An 18,258-nucleotide genomic window follows, 5' to 3' on the forward strand; every position below is an offset into this window, starting at 1 on the left:
GGCCAGGCCTGGCATGAACACTTTTTTTAGGCTTACTGCGTTAGCTGGTCTGCTTGCATTAGCAGGCCAGGCACTTGCTGTAGAAGACATCACGCGTGCCGATCAAATCCCCGTTTTAAAGGAAGAAACCCAGCATGCGACGGTGAGTGAACGTGTAACATCACGTTTTACACGTTCACACTATCGCCAGTTCGATCTGGATCAGGCGTTTTCGGCAAAAATTTTTGACCGCTATCTGAATCTGCTCGACTACAGCCATAACGTGCTGTTGGCGAGCGATATCGAACAGTATGCAAAAAAGAAAACTGTCCTCGGCGATGAACTGCGCACGGGCAAGCTGGATGTCTTTTACGATCTTTATAATCTTGCGCAAAAACGCCGATTTGAACGTTATCAGTACGCGCTAAGCGTGCTGGCGCGTCCAATGGATTTTACCGGTACCGATACCTTTAACCTCGATCGGAGCAAAGCTCCGTGGCCGAAGAGCGAAGCAGAGCTTAATGCGCTGTGGGATGGCAAAGTTAAATTTGACGAACTCAGCCTGAAGCTGACCGGTAAAACCGATGCGGAAATTCGCGAAACACTGACGCGTCGCTATAAATTTGCCATTCGCCGTCTGGCGCAGACCAACAGTGAAGATGTGTTCTCACTGGCGATGACGGCTTTTGCTCGTGAAATAGACCCGCATACTAACTATCTTTCTCCGCGCAACACTGAACAGTTTAATACTGAAATGAGCTTGTCTCTGGAAGGTATTGGCGCAGTTCTGCAAATGGATGATGACTACACCGTTATTAACTCCATGGTAGCGGGCGGCCCGGCAGCCAAGAGTAAAGCGATAAGCGTTGGCGACCGTATTGTCGGCGTGGGCCAGACCGGAAAAGGCATGGTCGATGTGATTGGCTGGCGTCTGGATGACGTTGTAGCGCTGATCAAAGGACCTAAAGGCAGCAAAGTTCGCCTCGAAATCCTGCCTGCCGGTAAAGGCACCAAGACGCGCATTGTCACGCTAACGCGTGAACGCATTCGTCTCGAAGACCGCGCCGTTAAAATGTCCGTGAAAACCGTTGGCAAAGAGAAGGTCGGCGTACTGGATATTCCTGGCTTCTATGTTGGCCTGACGGATGACGTCAAAGTTCAGCTGCAGAAACTGGAAAAACAGAATGTCAGCAGCGTGATTATCGATCTGCGTACCAACGGCGGTGGCGCACTGACCGAAGCGGTCTCGCTTTCCGGTCTGTTCATTCCTTCCGGCCCGGTGGTACAGGTTCGTGACAATAACGGCAAAGTGCGTGAAGACAGCGATACCGACGGCGTGGTGTATTACAAAGGTCCGCTGGTGGTATTAGTTGATCGCTTCAGTGCCTCGGCATCGGAAATTTTTGCCGCGGCAATGCAGGATTATGGTCGTGCGCTGATCGTCGGTGAACCGACCTTTGGCAAGGGCACCGTACAGCAGTATCGTTCCCTGAACCGTATTTACGATCAGATGCTGCGTCCGGAATGGCCAGCGCTGGGTTCTGTTCAATACACGATCCAGAAATTCTACCGTGTAAATGGTGGCAGTACGCAGCGTAAGGGCGTTACGCCGGATATCATCATGCCGACAGGTAATGAAGAAACTGAAACCGGTGAGAAGTTTGAAGATAACGCGTTGCCGTGGGATAGCATTGATGCGGCGACCTATACCAAGTCTGATAACCTGACGCCGTTTGGACCTGAATTGCTAAAAGAGCACAATGCCCGTATTGCGAACGATCCTGAGTTCCAGTACATCATGAAGGACATTGCGCGATTCAATGCGATGAAGGATAAGCGCAGCATCGCTTCTCTGAATTACGCTCAGCGTGAGAAAGAGAATAACGAAGATGATGCACTGCGTCTGGCGCGCATCAACGATCGGTTTAAGCGTGAAGGTAAACCGTTGCTGAAGAAACTGGACGATCTGCCCAAAGATTACCAGGAGCCGGATCCGTATCTGGATGAAACGGTGAAAATCGCGCTCGACCTGGCGCATCTTGAAAAAGACAAGCCAGCGGAACAGCCCGCAACCAGTCAATAACCTCCAACAGGCACAAGAAATTGTGCCTGTTTTTTTAACAAGCGCATGAAGACGTCAGTCTGATACGATAAAATGTAAAGTTGTGTCTTTCTGGTGACTTAGCACCTATGGATGCTTGAAAATAGCCATAAGACCCATACGATATGGGTAATCGCATAGTGCGTTTTGTTAAATTGAGGTTAAAAGAAAATTATGATGCGAATCGCGCTCTTCCTGCTGACGAACCTGGCTGTGATGGTCGTTTTCGGGCTGGTATTGAGCCTGACAGGGATTCAGTCAAGCAGCGTTCAAGGCTTGTTGATCATGGCACTGCTGTTTGGTTTTGGTGGTTCCTTCATTTCGCTGCTGATGTCCAAATGGATGGCGTTAAAGTCCGTTGGCGGGGAAGTGATCGAACAGCCCCGTAATGAAAGAGAACGCTGGCTGATGAATACGGTAGCGAATCAGGCCCGCCAGGCCGGTATTGCTATGCCGCAGGTCGCAATCTACCATGCGCCAGATATTAACGCGTTTGCTACCGGTGCGCGCCGGGATGCTTCGCTGGTGGCTGTGAGTACTGGCCTGCTGCAAAACATGAGCCCGGACGAAGCCGAAGCGGTTATCGCGCACGAGATCAGCCACATTGCCAATGGCGATATGGTGACCATGACCCTCATTCAGGGTGTGGTGAACACCTTCGTTATCTTTATTTCCCGTATTCTGGCGCAAATTGCCGCCGGGTTTATGGGCGGTAACCGCGATGAGGGCGAGGGCAGCAACGGCAACCCATTAATCTACTTTGCGGTGGCGACGGTGCTGGAACTGGTGTTTGGTATTCTGGCCAGCATCATTACCATGTGGTTCTCACGTCACCGTGAATTCCATGCGGATGCCGGTTCTGCCAAACTGGTCGGTCGTGAGAAGATGATCGCCGCGCTGCAGCGTCTGAAAACCAGCTATGAGCCGCAGGAAGCGACCAGCATGATGGCGTTCTGCATCAACGGTAAATCTAAATCGTTGAGTGAGCTGTTTATGACTCACCCGCCGTTGGATAAGCGTATTGAAGCGCTGCGTAGTGGGGAATACCTGAAGTAACCTGCGGAAGTCCAGAAGAAGCGCGTCGTCAGACGCGCTTTTTTTATGCCTGAACGCGCGGCTGCGTGATACGTAAGCCGCTCACTATGGCGGCAGCCGTTGCCAGTACACCCGCGGTTATTAGCGACATATGTGTTCCGCTGTCACCAAACTGATTGAGCATTAACGCCACCAGCGCCGCGCCGGTACTTTGCCCTAACAAGCGCGCGGTCCCCAGCATCCCGCTTGCTCCGCCGCTGCGTTCACGTGGTGCAGAGGTGATGATGGTGTGGTTATTCGGTGACTGGAATAGACCAAAGCCCGCGCCGCACAATATCATCGGCCAGATAATATTAAAATCGGAGGGCGCAGAGGGGAGTAGCACCAGGGCAAATAATCCGCTTGCCATCACGCCCATACCCAGTGCGCCCAACAATCCCGCGTGGACGCGTTCGATAAGATATCCGGCCAGCGGCGCCATCACCATGGTTGCCAGCGGCCATGGGGTCAGTAGTAGTCCTGTTTCGACTTCGCTACGACCGAGCACGGTTTGTAGAAAGAAGGGTAGAGAAACCATCGCCAGCATTTGTGCGCTGAATGAACAGATTGACGTGCAAATCGAGAGTGAAAACAGCGGAATACGTAGCAGGTCAACCGGTAATAACGGTACCGGCAACGCCAGCTGGCGGCGGATAAAGAAAAAACCGACCACGATAAGCGCCACAAGCTCGGCACCAATCAGTTTTAGCGACTGTCCTTGCGCGAACCCACTGAGGGCAGTAATTAACAAGCCAAACGTTAGGGCATTCATTACCGCACTGGGCAAGTCAAAGCGTGGTTTATTGCTGCGGGACGAATTTGGTGGCAGAAAGCGCATGGCCAGCAGCAGGGCAATAATCCCCAGCGGGACGTTAATCAGAAACAGCCATTTCCAGGACGAGATAGAGAGGATCGCCGCGGCAATGGTGGGTCCTGTCGCTGAGGAGACCGCCACGATGAAGGAGTTGATTCCCATCCCCCGGCCAAGCTGACGCTGGGGATAAATAAGTCTAATTAAAGCTGTATTCACACTCATCAGCGCCGCACCGCCAAACCCCTGAGCCACACGAGCCAGAGTTAGCATTTGTAGCGAGTCTGATAAAGCACAGAACAGTGAGGCAAGCAGGAATACGACGAGACCACACTTATAAATGCGTCGATAGCCAAACATATCACCCAAAAAGGAGAGTGACAGCAGTGAAACGACAATGGCGATTTGATAGGCGTTAACGATCCAGATTGAGCTGGCGGGTGAAGCCTGAAGGTCGGTAGCAATCGTCGGAAGCGCCACGTTAGCTATTGCGCCGTCGAGTACTGCCATAGAGATGCCAATAACAATGGTTAAAATTGCACCATATCGCTGGGGCAATGGCAGGCCATCAGCCTGAATTTTTTCCATAAGGGGTCATTTTATCGGGAATGATGATGAGAATAATAATCTTAGCATTGATATACAGGCGTTAGGTCGCAGATTTGTAACTAAGTAAGCAAAGAGCGATTGCGAGGGCAGGTTCGTGAAATTATAATAAAAACCGGTTCTGATTTTTATAAAACACTCGTAATGAGGTGATAAATGGCAATCGCAGATCTGGATAAACAACCTGATTCTGTATCTTCCGTGCTGAAAGTTTTTGGCATCCTGCAGGCGCTGGGTGAAGAGCGCGAAATTGGTATTACCGAGCTGTCGCAACGCGTCATGATGTCAAAAAGCACCGTTTATCGCTTTTTGCAGACCATGAAAACGCTGGGTTATGTGGCACAAGAAGGAGAGTCAGAGAAATACTCTCTGACCCTGAAATTATTCGAGCTGGGTGCGCGCGCGTTACAAAACGTTGATCTGATCCGTAGTGCTGACATCCAGATGCGTGAACTTTCACGTTTGACCAAAGAGACCGTACACCTTGGTGCGCTGGATGAAGACAGTATCGTCTACATTCATAAAATCGATTCCATGTACAATCTGCGAATGTATTCCCGCGTCGGTCGTCGTAACCCATTGTACAGCACGGCTATCGGTAAAGTTCTTCTGGCATGGCGTGACCGCGATGAAGTGAAGGAAATTCTTGACGGCATCGAGTACAAACGCAGCACCGACCGTACTATCACGAATACTGATGAATTGCTGGTACTGTTGGATAAAGTGCGTGAACAGGGATACGGCGAAGATAACGAAGAGCAGGAAGAAGGCCTGCGCTGCATCGGTGTTCCGGTGTTTGACCGTTTTGGCGTGGTGATCGCGGGCTTGAGTATTTCATTCCCGACGCTGCGCTTTTCGGAAGAACGCTTACACGAATACGTGGCGATGCTGCATACGGCAGCGCGTAAGATTTCTGAGCAAATGGGCTATAACGACTATCCGTTCTAATCAGAAAAATTGCCTAAGTGCAAAACCCCAGGTATTGCGTACCTGGGGTTTTTTAATGAATAAAATTAGCGCTATTTTGCGCAAATAGCATAAAGAATGTATTGCCGCTATCTTAACCGTTATCGATAACGACAGTACTTTTGCGTAATACAGGGCAATCTGAAAGACCAATAAGGCCGCTGTTTGTGTGGACGTATTGTGCGGTGCTGGTCCCGCGAGCGGTCAGATATTGGCATTGCAGACCCAGACCGGCCGCATTCTCTTTACTCCCAATCAAAACTCCATAGCCGCTCAGTAATAAACCGATCCAAACCAGAGCTAACAACACAATAGCGCGGATTATCAGACGCATTACAACCTCTTATCTTTTCTCGTTATTAGTAGATTAGCCTGTACATGGGCTGAAACAAGTCAATCATTCCTAAAAAGATGGAATGCCGTTACAGTTAACGCTGGGTTTAGGTAACGCATGATAATTTATAGACATAAGATGTAGAGTCGAAGAGTGGAGCTGGAGTGAAAAAAATACGCTGGGTGGTACTGATTGTTGTCGTGCTGGTATGCATATTGATGTGGGCGCAGGTGTTTAACATCATGTGCGATCAGGACGTACAATTTTTCAGCGGTATTTGTGCCATCAATAAATTTATTCCCTGGTAAGCGCATTTTTACAACAGTTGATTACCTTCTTGTGCGGCAGTGGTAAACTACGCTGTCTACATTGAGGTGGTGAAATGAACGAAGTTTTGAATTCTGGCGCGTTGAGTTTTGCGTCTTTAGCGGTATCGGTGGTGGTTTTGGTTGTTGGGCTTGTGTTGTGGTTTTTCATTAATCGGGCAAGTTCGCGTACTAACGAGCAGATAGAACTGCTTGAAGCATTGTTAGACCAGCAAAAAAGACAGAACGCATTACTCCGTCGCCTTTGTGAAGCTAACGAACCAGAAAAAGCGGCAGAACCTACAGCGGTCACCGCGAAGGATGACGATGATGATATCATCCGCCTGGTAGCTGAGCGCTAATAACAGTATGTCAGGATGAAGGTCTGCTGATGCTGTGCGCAGATACTTCATCCTGTCGTCAACATGTCAGATCATTTTCTTCTGCTCTGCCCGCGTAATTAGCGTTACGGAGTCGCCTGTAATCTGAGTATTTTCAGATACTCTAACCAATTAATATCTTATGTCCGGTCTGTTATAAATATATTTACCCATACGTTAAAAATATGATTATGTCATTTTTGTGATAACGATCGTCTTATTAACAGCGAAACGTTTCTCTTACTTTTTTTGTGCATTGTCATCATTCTTTCATTATTTTGGTGCAAAAACAGAAGGCGGATCTCATTTTTACGCTTGTGACATTTTATGCATTACTAAGCATAAAAAATGATATCCGCCAGACCCTGTGACAGATAACTGGAACAACTGAAGCTATTGAGCTATGGTAGAAATGTCCCTGTGACGGTGCAAGCCTGATGGGGCAAGGGGAGAGAGGTGACAATATAACTCTGCTCGGTCTGGCGCATAACTGTGCAGTCGTTGTTTGATGAAAGACAGGATTTGTGCGACCGATCGAGACACGTTTAAAAATGGCTTGCCATTATTTACGTTGTATGTGATAACACGTTTTGGGTTAAACGAGGTACAGTTCTGTTTATGTGTGGCATTTTCAGTAAAGAAGTCCTGAGTAAACACGTTGACGTTGAATACCGCTTCTCTGCCGAACCTTATATTAGTGCCTCAAGCAGTAATGTCTCAGTTTTATCTATGTTATGCCCGCGGGCGAAGAAAATACTCTAAGGAATTTTGCAAATGGCAAAGATTAAAGGTCAAGTTAAGTGGTTCAACGAGTCTAAAGGTTTTGGCTTCATTACTCCGGCTGATGGCAGCAAAGACGTGTTTGTACACTTCTCCGCTATCCAGGGTAACGGCTTCAAAACTCTGGCTGAAGGCCAGAACGTTGAGTTCGAAATTCAGGACGGCCAGAAAGGTCCGGCTGCTGTTAACGTAACAGCTATCTGATCGACACCACTGATTTGATGCGCTCATGCGCAACCATCTCAGATATAAAGCCTCGCTTATGCGGGGCTTTTTAATTCAAATTACGTCAAAATATTTCTGAAAGCCCATCCATTAGCGCTTTGTTGCAAAGGCGTGATGTTCGTAGCATAGTTTTCCCCGCATTCTCGCAGCATTTCTCGTTAAATCAGACACCTGAAAAACTATCATGCGGGAGTCCAGGTGAACAAGAAAAACGACATAGATGCGCGCAATTTTACTCCCGTACGTTTTGCCCTGCTTTGTGTGGCGATATTATTAAGTCTGGGATTGCTGCTGGGTCGGGTGGCGTGGCTACAAATTGTCACGCCGACAACTCTGGTAAAACAGGAAGACATGCGTTCGTTACGCGAGGTAACTATAGCCTCGCCACGCGGAATGATTACCGACAGAGAAGGGCGACCGCTGGCGGTAAGTGTCCCGGTGAATGCCGTCTGGGCAGATCCTAAAACCATTATTAGCAAGGGTGGCGTGGGCTACAATGAACGTTGGCAGGCGTTAGCAAAGACTCTGAACATTTCGCTCAGTTCGCTGGCTGAGCGCGTTAACAGTAATCCTGCGGGACGCTTTATTTATCTGGCGCGCCAGATCTCTCCTCAGCAGGCTGAATGGGTCGATAACCTTAATCTTCCGGGGATCAATCTGCGTGAAGAATCCCGTCGCTTTTATCCAGCCGGACATGTTGCGGCTAATCTCATTGGTTTCACTAATATTGATGGCCAGGGTATTGAAGGTCTGGAGAAAAGCTTCAATAGCCAGTTGATGGGCAAACCAGGCTCCCGTCTGGTCCGTAAAGACAAATTTGGTCATGTCATCGAAAATATCACCGAAGTGATGCCGGTGCCTGCACACGAATTACAACTCAGTATTGATGAGCGTTTGCAGACGGTTACCGAAGACGCGCTGGATAATGCCGTGACGTGGAATAAAGCGGAGTCAGGGGCAGCTGTACTGGTCAATATCGCTACTGGCGAAATTCTCTCCATGGCAAGCTTCCCAGATTTTAACCCCAACAATCGTGACGGCGCGGTACTGGATGATTTTCGTAACCGTGCCATTAGCGACACCTTTGAACCCGGCTCAACCGTAAAGCCGCTGGTGATTATGACCGCGCTCCAGCAGGGGATTGTGCAACCGGACAGCGTAATTGATACCCATCCTTTTAATGTCGACGGACATCGTATTCGTGACGTCGGATTTTACCCGGAGCTGTCGCTTACCGGCATTTTGCAGAAATCAAGCGATACGGGAGTATCACACCTGTCGTTAGCTATGCCGGTGCAGAAATTGCTGGATACCTATAAACGTTTTGGCTTTGGCGATCCAACCGGGTTGGGATTAACTGGTGAAAGCAGTGGTTTAATGCCCCAACGCCGCTACTGGAGCGATTTGGATCGCGCGACCTTCGCATTCGGTTATGGGCTGATGGTGACGCCGCTCCAGTTGGCACATGTCTACGCCACTATCGGTAGCTTTGGCATCTATCGGCCTCTTTCTATAACGCGTATTGATCCGCCGGTAATAGGAACGCGGGTGATGCCAGAGGCTCTGGTTCATCAGGTTGAACATATGATGGAAAGCGTTGCGTTACCCGGCGGTGGGGGAACTAAGGCGGCGGTCAGGGATTATCGGGTTGCGGTGAAGACCGGGACGGCGAAAAAAATTGGCGATGATGGTAAATATGTTGATAAATACGTGGCTTATACGGCAGGCGTTGCGCCAGCGAGCGACCCGAAATTCGCCTTAGTCGTGGTTATTAATAATCCACAAAACGGTGCTTACTATGGGGGCGCCGTCTCCGCGCCGGTATTCAGCCAGATTATGGGAGATGTTTTACGCCTGGAAAATGTTAAACCAGACGGCATGCCTGCCGACTCCGATCACCTGCTGGTGATGCATGGCGACAGCGTATCCTCGCCGACGCTGTAAGTTATTTTCCCGGGGCGCAATTCGCGTTACACTTGCGCCCTCAAATCACCTGCCGGAGTTGTCATGTCGTTTTCCTGTCCTCTTTGCCACCAGCCTCTTACTCAAACGAAAAACAGTTTTATCTGCCCTGAGCGGCACCAGTTTGATGTGGCGAAAGAAGGGTATGTCAACTTACTGCCGGTTCAGCATAAGCGGTCGCGCGATCCGGGTGACAGCGCTGAGATGATGCAGGCGCGCCGGGCGTTTCTTGATGCCGGACACTATCAACCGCTGCGTGACGCGATTGTGAATGTGCTTGCGCAGACGCTGAGTTCAGCGAACGCGGCGATTCTGGATATCGGCTGTGGAGAAGGGTATTACACCCATGCCTTTGCCGATACGCTGACTGGCGGCAAAACCGTTGGCCTCGACGTCTCTAAAGTGGCGATTAAGGCCGCAGCCCGCCGTTATCCGCAGGTCACCTTTTGCGTGGCTTCCAGCCATCGTCTGCCGTTTGCCGATGCGTCCATGGATGCCATCATCAGGATCTACGCGCCCTGTAAAGCGCAAGAGCTGGCTCGCGTGGTTAAACCGGGTGGATGGGTAATCACCGCCACACCAGGGCCGCGGCATTTAATGGAGCTGAAAGGGCTGATTTATGATGAGGTGCGTTTGCATGCGCCACATACCGAACAGCTGGAAGGTTTTGTTCTGCAGCAGAGTATTGCGCTGGGCTATCAGATGCAGCTCCAGGGCAGCGAAGCCGTTGCATTACTGCAAATGACACCGTTCGCCTGGCGGGCAAAACCGGAAGTGTGGGAAACGCTGGCAGGAAAGACGAAGTTTGACTGCCAGACAGATTTTAGTATTCATATCTGGCAGCGCCTGAATTAACCGTGGAAGTGTGCCCAGAGGATCTGGGCGCCGATACCAATCAGTACCACCCCGCCCAAAATTTCAGCTCGTTTGCCCAGCATCGGACCAATAAAACGACCGATCATCATGCCGAGCGTGGACATAATTAACGTGGCGCAGCCGATGGCCAGCGCAGTCGCAATGATGTTAACTTGCAGGAAAGCCAGACCCACCCCGACGGCCATCGCGTCGAGACTGGTGGCAATGGCGGTTGTGACCAGCAGCCAGAATCCATGACGACGCTGCGGCTCTTCATCTTCATCACCGTTGTCGCGAAAACCTTCGATTATCATTCGCCCACCTAAGAAAATCAGCAGAATGAAAGCGATCCAGTGGTTCCACTCCAGTACAAATTTGCTGGCCAGCATGCCCATACCCCAGCCAATCAGCGGGGTCAGGGTTTCAACTGCGCCGAAAATAAGACCGGTGCGCAGCGCTTCAGAAAATTTGGGTTTATGCAGAGTGGCACCTTTGCCAATTGACGCAGCGAAAGCATCCATCGACATGCCAAAAGCGAGAAGTACAGTAGCGGTGAGATTCATAACAGCGTCCTGACCGGGGTATCCATAAAACACATCACTGCCCCCAGTAACCATGCATACAGATTGAAAACACGAAATATATCGTGCCATTCAGGTATGCATTGCAGTTGATGTGCCTATGGTCTCGCCTGACTGAAACTGTATGTTCAGTCCGTACGCGCCACGTTTTTCAACGAGTATGTTGACACGTACATTTCCGGAGTCTGGAAATCGGCTACTCCCCAACGACGGGCGCAACCTTAACATATTTTGAGAATATAAAACAAGAAACAGGGAAATAATATTTGACTTTTAATTGAAAACGATTTTCATTTAGATTTATTTATAAATAGAACGTTAAAATAAATAACATTACGGGCGGGGTAATATAGCCTTAGCTATGTTTTGTTTTCATTAATATATGAAAAACATAGTTCAGGCTATCTTGTTAACTTACTGATTTGAAATAAGAAGCTTATATATTTTTTCGAGATCGTCTATATTTCGTACGCGAACAAGCAATCTACGCTGTTCTAATTGCATCACCAGCACGCCGTCTTCTGATAAATTCATCTCTTTAATGCGGTTATATTCAATCCAGACGTTAGCAAAGAAAAAACCTTTTTGCTTGAAGATGATTTTCGGCGTACGGATCCAGAACAGATACAACCCCATCAACACCAGTGCACATAATAACCATGTGGTGAATTGCGCCCCGTGACTGGTGACGTTGTTGTAGATAAGAATAGCTACCAGGCCAATGAAGATAACACTGTCAACACGGCTGCGAGGAAGCAGGGCGACCGTCAGCAGAGTGGGGCCATTACGGCGGGGCATGATGAACTGATCGTAAATGGCATACGCCAGCAGCGAAAAGATAAAAAGAACCAGCACCAGGTCCGTGATAGTCATGAATCCTCAACCCTCTAAATAGAAAAACCGGGGGCAAGCCCCCGGTGATGTACAACAGTCTTACAGGCCGAGCAGGCCGACAGCGTAGCCCGCGATACCGATGACGAAGAAGCCAACGATAATCCACAGCGGGTTCACTTTCTTACGCAGTAGCCACATACAAGCGAAAGTCAGCAGCAGAGGAACCAGGCCCGGCATCAGCTGGTCAAGGATAGTCTGCACGGTGGTAACGCGAGTCTGGCCATCCTGACCGGTGATAGTGGAGACCACCAACGGGATGTTCACGTGCGTCCACTTGTTAACCAATGCCCCCATGACAAACAGGCCGAGGATTGACGCCCCCTCAGTCAGTTTCTGCAGGAAGCCGCCGCCCATATCTTTAACGATATCGACACCTTTACGGTAGCCGTATGCCACACCGTAGTAACGGGTAGCCAGACGCACCAGGTTAAACAGGATGAAGAACAGCAGTGGCCCAAGCAGGCTGCCGCTCATCGCGATACCTGCACCAAGCGCGGCAAATACCGGACGTACGGTACCCCAGAAGATTGGATCGCCAACGCCTGCCAGCGGTCCCATCAGACCCACTTTGATACCGTTGATAGCACCATCGTCAATCTCTGCGCCGTTGGCACGCTGTTCTTCCATCGCCAGCGTAACGCCCAGCACAGGTGCGGCTACGTACGGATGGGTGTTAAAGAATTCCAGGTGACGCTTAATAGCCTGCTTACGTGCATCGTTGTTTTCCGGGTACAAACGGCGGATAGCCGGTACCATGGAGAAACAAAAACCCAGCGCCTGCATACGTTCGAAGTTCCATGAACCCTGAAACAGGTTAGAACGAATGAACACGCCACGAATGTCACTCGGAGTGAGTTTTTTCTCGGTGGTAGTTTTAGTCATATCAACCATTTCGCTCACCTGCTAGTCCAGTTCGTTATCAAGATCGTTGTTACCAGCTGCCTGAACTGGCGCACCGGCGACGCGGTTATATTTCGGGCTCAGCTGAATGTAGAGGATTGCCATCACAGCGCCAATCACACCCAGAGCAACCAGGTTGAAGTTAGTAAATGCCGCGGTGACGAAGCCGAGATAGAAGAACGGCATCAGGTAGCCCGCGCGCATCATATTGATGACCATCGCATAACCAACCACTACGATCATGCCACCTGCGATGTTCAGGCCGCCGGTGACGACTTCCGGAATGGCGTTAAGCATGCTCTGAACTTCACTGGTACCTACAGAAATCGCCACGATTACCGCCGGGATAGCGATACGCATAGCCTGCAGGAACAGTGAGGATACGTGCAGCCAGGAGAGCGCCGTCAGGTTGCCGTTTTCGGCCGCCTTATCCGCTGCGTGCTGGAATGCTACGGTGATAGTACGAACGATGATGGTCAGAACCTGGCCTGCAGCTGCCAGCGGGATAGCCAGCGCGATACCGGCACCAATACTTTGGTGACCCGCGATAACCAGAACGGTAGAGATAATTGACGCCAGTGCGGCATCTGGTGCAACCGCAGCACCGATGTTCATCCAGCCCAGGGCGATCATTTCCAGGGTACCACCGATGATAATACCGGTTTTCATATCCCCGAGAACGGCGCCAATAAGCGTACAGGCCACCAACGGACGGTGGAACTGAAATTCATCGAGTACCGACTCCATACCCGCGATACATGCGACGATGAACACCAGCACAATCTGAAGAGTGGTAATCTCCATTGTACTTCTCCTATTGCTATACAGACTTAAGTGTGAAAACTAAGTAAATGCCAGGGAATTATTTCGCCTTGGCAATCAAATCCATCATTTTCAGTTTCTGATCGGTCGAAACTTTACGCGCTTCGAGCTCAATACCGCGTTCGTTGAGTTTTTTGAAGGCTTCGATGTCTTTTTCATCAACAGAAATTGCGTTGTTTACCTGTGTTTTACCCTGACGGAAAGCCATACCGCCAATATTTACAGAGGTAATTTTCACACCGCCTTCAACGATACGTTCCACATCGGTCGGGTTGGTGAACAACAGCATCACACGCTCGCCTGCATATTTCGGGTTGTTGTAGACGCGGATCATTTTCGCGACATCAACCACATGCGCCGTCACACCCGGAGGTGCTACCTGAGTCAGCAACGTTTTACGCACGGTATCGGCGGCAACTTCATCGCTGACGACGATAATGCGTGTTACGTTGGTTTCTTTGGTCCAGCGAGTGGCTACCTGACCATGAATTAAACGGTCATCGATACGCGCCAGGCCGATCTGCATATAATCGTTCGGGCCCATCGGTTTCGCCGGTGCTGCTGCTTTGGGTGCCGCAACGGGGGCAGGAGCGGCTTTTTCCACTGGTTTCGCTTTCAGCGCTTTCACGCCTTCGCTACCGGTTTCAACGGCCAGTGCCACTAATTCATCGAAGCTCGGGTTGTCATCACGCGCCATGAAGGTCTCGACCAGCATGGGAATGTTCACACCGGCGATAACTTCGTAATGCTCTTTATCGACGACAATGCGGCTCGCAGCGTTAAACGGGCTGCCTCCCCATGTGTCAACGAGAAACAGCACGCCTTTACTGGTATCGAGTTTTGCCAACTGAGCGTTGTACTTTTCGATCAGCGTTTCGGCATTTTCGCCTGGAACGAAATCGATCCAGCCGACGTTTTCCTGCTCGCCTAACAGCATCTCTGCTGTCTTAAGTAACTGCTCTGCAGCCCAACCATGTGTGCCTATTACAATAGCAATGGTCACTTGCTACCTCCTTTATTATCGTTAACACATCAACGTGAAGATGTATTTGAATCGTCGTCCGCAATCGAATCGATTCAGATAAGGGTTACAAAGAAAAACCTATGATTTTCGTGAATTATTTTAGATATCGAAAAAAATATTTTATGTGATGAAGATCCGTAATTTAACTTCCGATGAAAAGAAATTTCGAAGGGTAAAATATCTCCGAAACAACTTATTGCAAAGGAAGGTAAATCTTTGCTAAAAACCGGTTGTCTCTGTTATGTTTAGCATCTGTTTAATTACTCAGGAGTATAGGGCAGTAGCCCACCATATGGATCGTCACCGACGTCATTTCACCCTCAGGCCGCTTTGCGCCTGTCAGATTGGCACTTTTTGCCACAAATTTTCTCTGCATAATGCTTTAACGCCTGAGATCCTCAGCGCGCAGTTTGGTCATTCCTTAAGCAGGAGCTTGTCATGGAATTATTAATGGACCCGCAGATTTGGGTGGGTTTGCTCACGCTTGTCGTTCTCGAAATTGTTCTGGGTATTGATAACCTGGTCTTCATTGCGATCCTGGCTGATAAGCTGCCGCCGAAACAGCGAGATAAAGCGCGTTTAATCGGTTTATCACTGGCACTGATTATGCGTCTGGGCTTGTTGTCCGTGATTTCGTGGATGGTGACGCTGACAAAGCCGCTGTTTACGGTAATGGACTATGCGTTTTCAGGGCGCGATCTGATTATGCTGCTGGGCGGTATCTTCCTCTTGTTCAAGGCTACGACAGAGCTGCATGAGCGGCTGGAAAACCGTGAACATGATACCGGGCAGACGAAAGGGTATGCGAGCTTTTGGGTTGTCGTGACGCAGATTGTCATCCTCGATGCGGTGTTCTCGCTGGATGCGGTGATTACTGCGGTCGGTATGGTCAACCATCTGCCGGTCATGATGGCGGCGGTCGTGATTGCTATGGCCGTGATGCTGCTGGCGTCCAAGCCGTTGACGCGATTTGTGAACCAACATCCGACGGTGGTGGTGCTGTGTCTGAGCTTCCTGTTGATGATTGGTCTGAGTCTGGTTGCCGAAGGGTTTGGCTTCCACATTCCGAAAGGCTATCTGTATGCGGCGATTGGCTTCTCGATCATTATCGAGTTGTTTAACCAGATTGCGCGTCGTAACTTTATTCGCCACCAGTCGGCACTACCGCTGCGTGCGCGGACTGCCGATGCAATCCTGCGTCTGATGGGGGGTAAACGTCAGGCCAGCGCGCAGATGGAATCCGACAATCCGGTACCTGTGCCCGTTCCGGAAGGCGCATTCGTGGAAGAAGAACGCTATATGATCAACGGCGTACTCTCCCTGGCCTCGCGTTCATTACGTGGCATTATGACGCCTCGTGGCGAGATTAGCTGGGTTGATGCGGACCTGAGCGTAGCGGAAATTCGTGAGCAATTGCTTTCGTCACCGCACAGCCTGTTCCCGGTATGTCGCGGTGAGCTGGACGAAATTATCGGTATCGTCCGTGCCAAAGAACTGCTGGTAGCGCTGGAAGAGGGTGTGGATGTGGCGGCGATTGCCTCTGCTTCTCCGGCTATCGTGGTCCCGGAAACGCTGGACCCGATTAATCTGTTAGGCGTTCTGCGTCGTGCCCGCGGCAGTTTCGTGATCGTCACTAACGAATTTGGTGTCGTGCAGGGGTTGGTTACTCCGCTGGACGTATTAGAAGCTATCGCCGGTGAGTTCCCGGATGCCGATGAAACGCCTGAAATTATTGCTGATGCAGGCGGTTGGTTGGTGAAAGGCGGTACCGATCTGCATGCGTTGCAACAGGCGCTGGACGTGGATACGCTGGTGAATGAAGACGAAGATATCGCGACGGTGGCAGGTTTAGTCATCGCGGCTAACGGTCATATTCCACGCGTCGGCGATGTTATCGAGGTTGCGCCGCTGAGCATTACGATTGTCGAAGCGAATGACTATCGTGTGGATTTAGTTCGCATTGTTAAAGAACGACCCGCTCACGACGAAGACGAGTAACCGGGCTAGCGAAACGGCATAACGGGCATACTATGTCGCCCGTTATGCCGGGCGGGCGGCGGGGTGCTGCCCGCCAGCCATTTCGGAAAATCTCGTAGCGGCATTGGCTTCGCATACAGAAAACCTTGCAATAAATGTACACCGTGCCGGCGCAAATGCTGTGCCTGCGCCTGCGTTTCAACCCCTTCTGCCACCAGTTCTATATTCAGTCTTTTTCCCAGCGCGATGATGATGTCTGTAACGGTTGAGTTCACGGCATCGGTACCGATTGCAGAAGTAAATGATTTATCAATTTTCAGTACATCCGGGCGGAGTTTTTCCAGCCAGGAGAGCGAGCTGTTGCCGGTGCCAAAATCGTCAATCGCCAGTTTTACGCCAAGGCGATTTAGCTCGCGTACAATCCGATAATCCACATCCAGTAACGCATCTCGCTCGGTAAGTTCGATGACTAACTGCTGAATGGGATGCTGGCTAAACCAATACTGGTTGAGATCTTTTAACAGCGTGCCATGGCGAAAATGGCTGGCGGCGACATTGATCCCGATATGAAACTGACTGCTCATGGGGAAGACGTGTCGCTGCTGAATGGTTTCTGCGATGACATGACGCGTCAGGGGCACGATCAGGTTGTGCTCCTCGGCGATGGGAATAAACACTTCGGGAGAGATCCAACCCTGACGCGGATTATTCCAGCGTAAAAGGATTTCCACCCCCATGCATTGCTGCGTTTGCGCATTGAGCAGCGGCTGGCAGAACAGCTCGAATTCTCGGGCGGCAAGGGCCAGATTAATCTCCCAGGAGAAACTCATTCTGTTGGCGGTTGCCAGCCACGCCAGGTACCCCATTAACAGACTGAGGATCACCGCCAGCGGCAGCTGTGTGGGCAGATGCTTAATCGCCAGTTCGCTGGCGCCCGGACCGGTAACGCTGATAGTAAACGGGAAATGCTGTGATGAAAGCTGGTAGCGTTTTTCATTCTTTAGCTCAGGTAGCGTATCGACAACACCTTGTCCGTAGAGCAGATGGCGATTGCCGACGCTTAAGCTGGCATGGGTGATTTGTGGCGGTTGGGGTTCAAGCAGCATCGACGACAATAAATCAATATTAACGATCTCCAGCACGCCATCTTCACCATCGGCAGAGGATGGATACCATTGCGCCAGAATCGGACTGCCTTTAATTAGCGAATGGTCGGTAGACAGCAGCAGCTGCGGCTCCCGGCTGGGTAATTCAGGCTCCAGTTGACGAACAGGCACATTGCGATAACCAAAAATGCTGGAGCAATACAGAATCCCGCTTTGAATAAGGCTGATAGAGCGTACCGTTTGCAGCCTGGCAGCATGCTTGCTCAGCGGTAAACGCGCAACTGAGCAGGGAAGACCAATCAATGGCAACAGCACATCGCGTCCGGTCTGTAGGGGCAAAAGTACATGATCCAACTCTTCAACGGCGTGGTTGGCAAAGGTTACGGTATTCCGATGATTTAAATTACGCTCCGAAATAAATCGGGCCGTTAAAGTGAGGATAAGCGTCAGTAGGGCACATAGTGTGCAAACAATTAAGCGATTCCGGCGATAGTTTTTAATGATCCGTTGTGCTGTATGCATGCGGGCCGCCCGATAAGCCGTTGGTCACAAAAGCCAAAAGCAACAGAGCAAGTG

At 50.3% G+C, this 18,258-nt stretch carries 19 protein-coding genes and 1 riboswitch; of the genes, 11 read left to right on the forward strand and 8 right to left on the reverse strand.

The genetic code is table 11. The annotated features are described in order from the left end of the window. Positions 1–13: 13 nt before the first annotated feature. Both prc and htpX read left to right on the forward strand, forming a co-directional pair. Complete coding sequence (gene prc / locus FHD02_RS05595; RefSeq protein ID WP_079223750.1) at positions 14–2,062, forward strand: carboxy terminal-processing peptidase; 2,049 nt, start codon at positions 14–16, stop codon at positions 2,060–2,062. A 192-nt stretch (positions 2,063–2,254) separates the two neighbouring features. After that, positions 2,255–3,136, forward strand: coding sequence for a protease HtpX (gene htpX / locus FHD02_RS05600; RefSeq protein ID WP_003034964.1), 882 nt, complete (start codon positions 2,255–2,257; stop codon positions 3,134–3,136). A gap of 43 nt (positions 3,137–3,179) precedes the next feature. Here the strand turns inward: htpX and FHD02_RS05605 are convergent, their stop codons facing one another. Beyond that, complete coding sequence (locus tag FHD02_RS05605) at positions 3,180–4,553, reverse strand: MFS transporter (RefSeq protein ID WP_220393674.1); 1,374 nt, start codon at positions 4,551–4,553, stop codon at positions 3,180–3,182. 174 nt (positions 4,554–4,727) lie between these two features. On the opposite strand from FHD02_RS05605, the gene kdgR reads away from it, so the two are divergent. Then, positions 4,728–5,519, forward strand: coding sequence for a DNA-binding transcriptional regulator KdgR (gene kdgR, locus FHD02_RS05610; RefSeq protein ID WP_006684175.1), 792 nt, complete (start codon positions 4,728–4,730; stop codon positions 5,517–5,519). A gap of 112 nt (positions 5,520–5,631) precedes the next feature. Here the strand turns inward: kdgR and FHD02_RS05615 are convergent, their stop codons facing one another. Beyond that, complete coding sequence (locus tag FHD02_RS05615) at positions 5,632–5,871, reverse strand: YobH family protein (protein ID WP_061381163.1); 240 nt, start codon at positions 5,869–5,871, stop codon at positions 5,632–5,634. Between the two features lie 164 nt (positions 5,872–6,035). Here FHD02_RS05615 and mgrB point away from each other — a divergent pair, with 164 nt between their 5' ends. The 6 genes from mgrB to rlmA all read left to right on the forward strand — a co-directional run bounded on the left by mgrB (position 6,036) and on the right by rlmA (position 10,378). After that, positions 6,036–6,179, forward strand: coding sequence for a PhoP/PhoQ regulator MgrB (mgrB, locus tag FHD02_RS05620; protein ID WP_003034977.1), 144 nt, complete (start codon positions 6,036–6,038; stop codon positions 6,177–6,179). Positions 6,180–6,253: 74 nt separating this feature from the next. Further along, positions 6,254–6,538 carry a YebO family protein gene (locus tag FHD02_RS05625; RefSeq protein WP_220393675.1) on the forward strand — a complete coding sequence of 95 codons (285 nt, stop codon included), beginning with the start codon at positions 6,254–6,256 and terminating at the stop codon, positions 6,536–6,538. A 636-nt stretch (positions 6,539–7,174) separates the two neighbouring features. Continuing rightward, entirely contained in the window at positions 7,175–7,318 is a 144-nt protein-coding gene (locus tag FHD02_RS05630; RefSeq protein WP_006684179.1) for a DUF2627 domain-containing protein, read from the forward strand. A 12-nt stretch (positions 7,319–7,330) separates the two neighbouring features. Beyond that, positions 7,331–7,540, forward strand: coding sequence for a transcription antiterminator/RNA stability regulator CspE (gene cspE / locus FHD02_RS05635; RefSeq protein ID WP_001062678.1), 210 nt, complete (start codon positions 7,331–7,333; stop codon positions 7,538–7,540). A 219-nt stretch (positions 7,541–7,759) separates the two neighbouring features. Continuing rightward, positions 7,760–9,505: a peptidoglycan glycosyltransferase FtsI gene (gene ftsI, locus FHD02_RS05640; protein ID WP_137371182.1), complete on the forward strand. Its 1,746-nt coding sequence runs from the start codon at positions 7,760–7,762 to the stop codon at positions 9,503–9,505. A gap of 63 nt (positions 9,506–9,568) precedes the next feature. Next, positions 9,569–10,378, forward strand: a complete 810-nt coding sequence (rlmA, locus tag FHD02_RS05645; RefSeq protein WP_220393676.1) for a 23S rRNA (guanine(745)-N(1))-methyltransferase — start codon at positions 9,569–9,571, stop codon at positions 10,376–10,378. Here rlmA and mntP read toward each other — a convergent pair. The 5 genes from mntP to manX all read right to left on the reverse strand — a co-directional run bounded on the left by mntP (position 10,375) and on the right by manX (position 14,578). Next, complete coding sequence (gene mntP, locus FHD02_RS05650; protein WP_020996621.1) at positions 10,375–10,941, reverse strand: manganese efflux pump MntP; 567 nt, start codon at positions 10,939–10,941, stop codon at positions 10,375–10,377. The two genes, rlmA and mntP, sit on opposite strands and share 4 nt — an antisense overlap. Positions 10,942–11,076: 135 nt before the next feature. After that, positions 11,077–11,176: riboswitch (yybP-ykoY riboswitch) on the reverse strand. Between the two features lie 197 nt (positions 11,177–11,373). Then, entirely contained in the window at positions 11,374–11,832 is a 459-nt protein-coding gene (locus FHD02_RS05655) for a DUF986 family protein (RefSeq protein ID WP_042307852.1), read from the reverse strand. A 60-nt stretch (positions 11,833–11,892) separates the two neighbouring features. Then, on the reverse strand, positions 11,893–12,744 hold the full coding sequence (locus FHD02_RS05660) for a PTS mannose transporter subunit IID (RefSeq protein WP_003833769.1): 852 nt from the start codon (positions 12,742–12,744) through the stop codon (positions 11,893–11,895). Positions 12,745–12,756: 12 nt separating this feature from the next. Continuing rightward, complete coding sequence (locus tag FHD02_RS05665; RefSeq protein ID WP_005122174.1) at positions 12,757–13,557, reverse strand: PTS mannose/fructose/sorbose transporter subunit IIC; 801 nt, start codon at positions 13,555–13,557, stop codon at positions 12,757–12,759. Between the two features lie 58 nt (positions 13,558–13,615). Beyond that, positions 13,616–14,578, reverse strand: coding sequence for a PTS mannose transporter subunit IIAB (gene manX, locus FHD02_RS05670; RefSeq protein ID WP_005122176.1), 963 nt, complete (start codon positions 14,576–14,578; stop codon positions 13,616–13,618). Between the two features lie 313 nt (positions 14,579–14,891). On the opposite strand from manX, the gene FHD02_RS24850 reads away from it, so the two are divergent. Together FHD02_RS24850 and yoaE are read left to right on the forward strand one after the other, a co-directional pair. Next, positions 14,892–15,050 carry a hypothetical protein gene (locus tag FHD02_RS24850; protein ID WP_371924024.1) on the forward strand — a complete coding sequence of 53 codons (159 nt, stop codon included), beginning with the start codon at positions 14,892–14,894 and terminating at the stop codon, positions 15,048–15,050. Beyond that, positions 15,038–16,597 (forward strand): CNNM family cation transport protein YoaE, encoded by a 1,560-nt coding sequence (yoaE, locus tag FHD02_RS05675; RefSeq protein WP_042307853.1) that lies wholly within the window; start codon positions 15,038–15,040, stop codon positions 16,595–16,597. The genes FHD02_RS24850 and yoaE overlap by 13 nt, the downstream gene beginning before the upstream one ends. 5 nt (positions 16,598–16,602) lie before the next feature. On the opposite strand, the gene FHD02_RS05680 is transcribed toward yoaE, so the two are convergent. Next, complete coding sequence (locus FHD02_RS05680) at positions 16,603–18,204, reverse strand: EAL domain-containing protein (RefSeq protein WP_061381168.1); 1,602 nt, start codon at positions 18,202–18,204, stop codon at positions 16,603–16,605. Positions 18,205–18,258 lie beyond the last annotated feature (54 nt).

The sequence above is a fragment of the Citrobacter sp. EC_71 genome (assembly GCF_019584005.1).
GTDB lineage: Bacteria > Pseudomonadota > Gammaproteobacteria > Enterobacterales > Enterobacteriaceae > Citrobacter > Citrobacter werkmanii.

Excerpts from the sequence above, each read along its gene's own strand:
- prc (WP_079223750.1), top strand. The coding sequence starts at position 14 with ATGAACACTTTTTTTAGGCTTACTGCGTTAGCTGGTCTGCTTGCATTA.
- htpX (WP_003034964.1), top strand. The coding sequence starts at position 2,255 with ATGATGCGAATCGCGCTCTTCCTGCTGACGAACCTGGCTGTGATGGTC.
- FHD02_RS05605 (WP_220393674.1), bottom strand. The coding sequence starts at position 4,553 with ATGGAAAAAATTCAGGCTGATGGCCTGCCATTGCCCCAGCGATATGGT.
- kdgR (WP_006684175.1), top strand. The coding sequence starts at position 4,728 with ATGGCAATCGCAGATCTGGATAAACAACCTGATTCTGTATCTTCCGTG.
- FHD02_RS05615 (WP_061381163.1), bottom strand. The coding sequence starts at position 5,871 with ATGCGTCTGATAATCCGCGCTATTGTGTTGTTAGCTCTGGTTTGGATC.
- FHD02_RS05625 (WP_220393675.1), top strand. The coding sequence starts at position 6,254 with ATGAACGAAGTTTTGAATTCTGGCGCGTTGAGTTTTGCGTCTTTAGCG.
- FHD02_RS05630 (WP_006684179.1), top strand. The coding sequence starts at position 7,175 with ATGTGTGGCATTTTCAGTAAAGAAGTCCTGAGTAAACACGTTGACGTT.
- cspE (WP_001062678.1), top strand. The coding sequence starts at position 7,331 with ATGGCAAAGATTAAAGGTCAAGTTAAGTGGTTCAACGAGTCTAAAGGT.
- rlmA (WP_220393676.1), top strand. The coding sequence starts at position 9,569 with ATGTCGTTTTCCTGTCCTCTTTGCCACCAGCCTCTTACTCAAACGAAA.
- mntP (WP_020996621.1), bottom strand. The coding sequence starts at position 10,941 with ATGAATCTCACCGCTACTGTACTTCTCGCTTTTGGCATGTCGATGGAT.
- FHD02_RS05655 (WP_042307852.1), bottom strand. The coding sequence starts at position 11,832 with ATGACTATCACGGACCTGGTGCTGGTTCTTTTTATCTTTTCGCTGCTG.
- FHD02_RS05660 (WP_003833769.1), bottom strand. The coding sequence starts at position 12,744 with ATGGTTGATATGACTAAAACTACCACCGAGAAAAAACTCACTCCGAGT.
- FHD02_RS05665 (WP_005122174.1), bottom strand. The coding sequence starts at position 13,557 with ATGGAGATTACCACTCTTCAGATTGTGCTGGTGTTCATCGTCGCATGT.
- FHD02_RS24850 (WP_371924024.1), top strand. The coding sequence starts at position 14,892 with ATGGATCGTCACCGACGTCATTTCACCCTCAGGCCGCTTTGCGCCTGT.
- yoaE (WP_042307853.1), top strand. The coding sequence starts at position 15,038 with ATGGAATTATTAATGGACCCGCAGATTTGGGTGGGTTTGCTCACGCTT.
- FHD02_RS05680 (WP_061381168.1), bottom strand. The coding sequence starts at position 18,204 with ATGCATACAGCACAACGGATCATTAAAAACTATCGCCGGAATCGCTTA.